The 2,166-nt window shown below is 67.0% G+C and carries 2 protein-coding genes; one reads left to right on the forward strand and one right to left on the reverse strand.

All coding sequences use genetic code 11. The features are described from left to right. On the reverse strand, window positions 1-1,474 hold a 1,474-nt coding region (locus JOZ00_RS05645; protein WP_293340915.1), incomplete at its 3' end, for a S9 family peptidase. Between the two features lie 65 nt (window positions 1,475-1,539). On the opposite strand from JOZ00_RS05645, the gene JOZ00_RS05650 reads away from it, so the two are divergent. Beyond that, a partial coding sequence (locus JOZ00_RS05650) for an aldehyde dehydrogenase family protein (protein ID WP_293340918.1) occupies window positions 1,540-2,166 on the forward strand: 627 nt, incomplete at its 3' end.

Raw genomic sequence — 2,166 nt, forward strand, 5'->3', positions numbered from 1 at the left:
AGCCGGGTCCGTACTCACCGCCGCCGCGAATGTTGGCCAGCACATAGGTTCCGCCGCGAGTCAGCCATAACCGGCCCAGCACGCCGCTGTAGCCCGGGGTGTTGGCCGTTTCGAACCCGCCGTAGCCATACAGCATCGTCGGCCCCGGGCCCGCCGCATCGGAAGAACGAACGACGAAGTACGGGATGACCGTGCCGTCGTCGGACGTAGCGAAATACTGTGCAACGGAGAGGTTCTCGGCATCGAAGAACGCCGGCGCGGACTTGATCTCGTCGAGGGGACCGTCGCCGGTGCCGCGCATCAGTCGCGACGGCGCGACGAACGAGCTTGAGTCCAAGAAGAATTCATCGCCGTTGCCATCGGCGGTGACGATGACGGTATTGGTCGCCGTCGGGATTCCCGCCAACGGCTCACGCTGCCAGCTGCCGGGCGTGACGATCTCGACCCGGCTGGCGACATCGGCGAGGGTGACGATCACCAGCCGATCCCGGGTCCACGAGTAGTGGTTGAGTGCGGTGTGCTCGTCGGGGACGAACACCACCCGCAATTCCGCTGTGCCCGCGAGGAATTCGTCGTAATCGGCGGCCAGCAGTGAGCCCGCGCCGTACGTCTGGGCGCCGAAGGACCAGTCGCTGCGCAGCTCGATCAGCAGCCATTCACGGTGGATCGAGACGCCGGCGTCGGTGGGTGCGTCGATGCGAATGAGTTCCGGACCGCGCAGCTCGTAGATCTCCTCGTTCCAGAAGTCGATCGCTCGACCCAGCAGGGTGCGCTCGAAGCCGGGGGTGCGGTCCACCGACGCGGAGACCCGGACGTCGGACACGGCGCCCTCGAACACGGTCTCCGCGTCGCTCAGCGGAGTGCCTCGGCGCCACCGCTTGACCACCCGCGGGTAGCCGGACTCGGTGAGCGAGCCCTCGCCGAAATCCGTGCCCACCAGGACGGTGTCCTCGTCCGCCCAGGCGATCTGCGACTTGGCCTCCGGTAGCTCGAATCCGTCGACCACGAATTGCCGTGTTGCCATGTCGAATTCGCGCACGATTGAGGCGTCCGAGCCGCCAGGGGACAGGCCGACCAGCGCGCGCGTGTATTCGGGCTCGATGACGCCGGCGCCCGCCCACACCCACTTCTCGTCGTCGACGCGGCCCAACTCGTCGACGTCGATCAACACATCCCAGTCGGGATCCTCGGTGCGGTAGCTGTCCAGCGTGGTGCGCCGCCACAACCCGCGCGGGTTGGCCGCATCGCGCCAGAAGTTGTACAGGTATTCGCCGCGGCGCACCACATAGGGGATCCGGGCGTCGGTGTCGAGCACTTCGAGCGCCTCGGTGCGCATCCGCTCGAAATCCGCGTCGCGAAACCGCGCCAGCGTCGGTTCGTTGCGCGCCCGCACCCAATCCAGCGACTCCTGCGCGGTCACGTCCTCGAGCCACAGATAGGGGTCAGCGGTGTCCTGGGCAGCCTCGGATGTCATGGCAGCCATTCTGACCCCGGCGGTAGTGTGAGGTGTATTACACACAAGACGGAGGAGCCGAGCAGATGACTGTTTTCGCACGTCCGGGTTCTGCCGGAGCGCTGATGTCGTATGAGTCGCGGTACGAGAACTTCATCGGGGGGCAATGGGTTCCGCCGGCGAGCGGTCGCTACTTCGAGAACCCGACGCCGGTGACCGGCCAGACATTCTGTGAGGTGGCGCGCTCCGAGGCGGCCGACGTCGACAAGGCGCTCGATGCCGCGCACGCCGCGGCGCCGACGTGGGGCAAGACCGCACCGGCCGAGCGGGCGGCGATCCTGAACAAGATCGCCGACCGGATGGAGGAGAACAAGGACGCGCTTGCCGTCGCCGAGGTCTGGGACAACGGCAAACCCATCCGCGAAGCGCTGGCCGCCGACATCCCGCTCGCCGCCGACCATTTCCGGTACTTCGCCGCGGCGATCCGGGCCCAGGAGGGTTCGCTGTCGCAGATCGACGAGAACACCGTGGCCTACCACTTCCAGGAGCCGCTCGGTGTGGTCGGCCAGATCATCCCGTGGAACTTCCCGATCCTGATGGGCGCGTGGAAGCTGGCGCCTGCGCTGGCCGCGGGGAACACGGTGGTGCTCAAGCCCGCCGAGCAGACACCGGCGTCCATCCTCTACCTGATGTCGCTGATCGGCGATCTGTTG

Origin of the sequence: Mycobacterium sp., from assembly GCF_019243155.1 — a bacterium.
In the GTDB taxonomy this organism is placed as follows: Bacteria; Actinomycetota; Actinomycetes; order Mycobacteriales; family Mycobacteriaceae; genus Mycobacterium.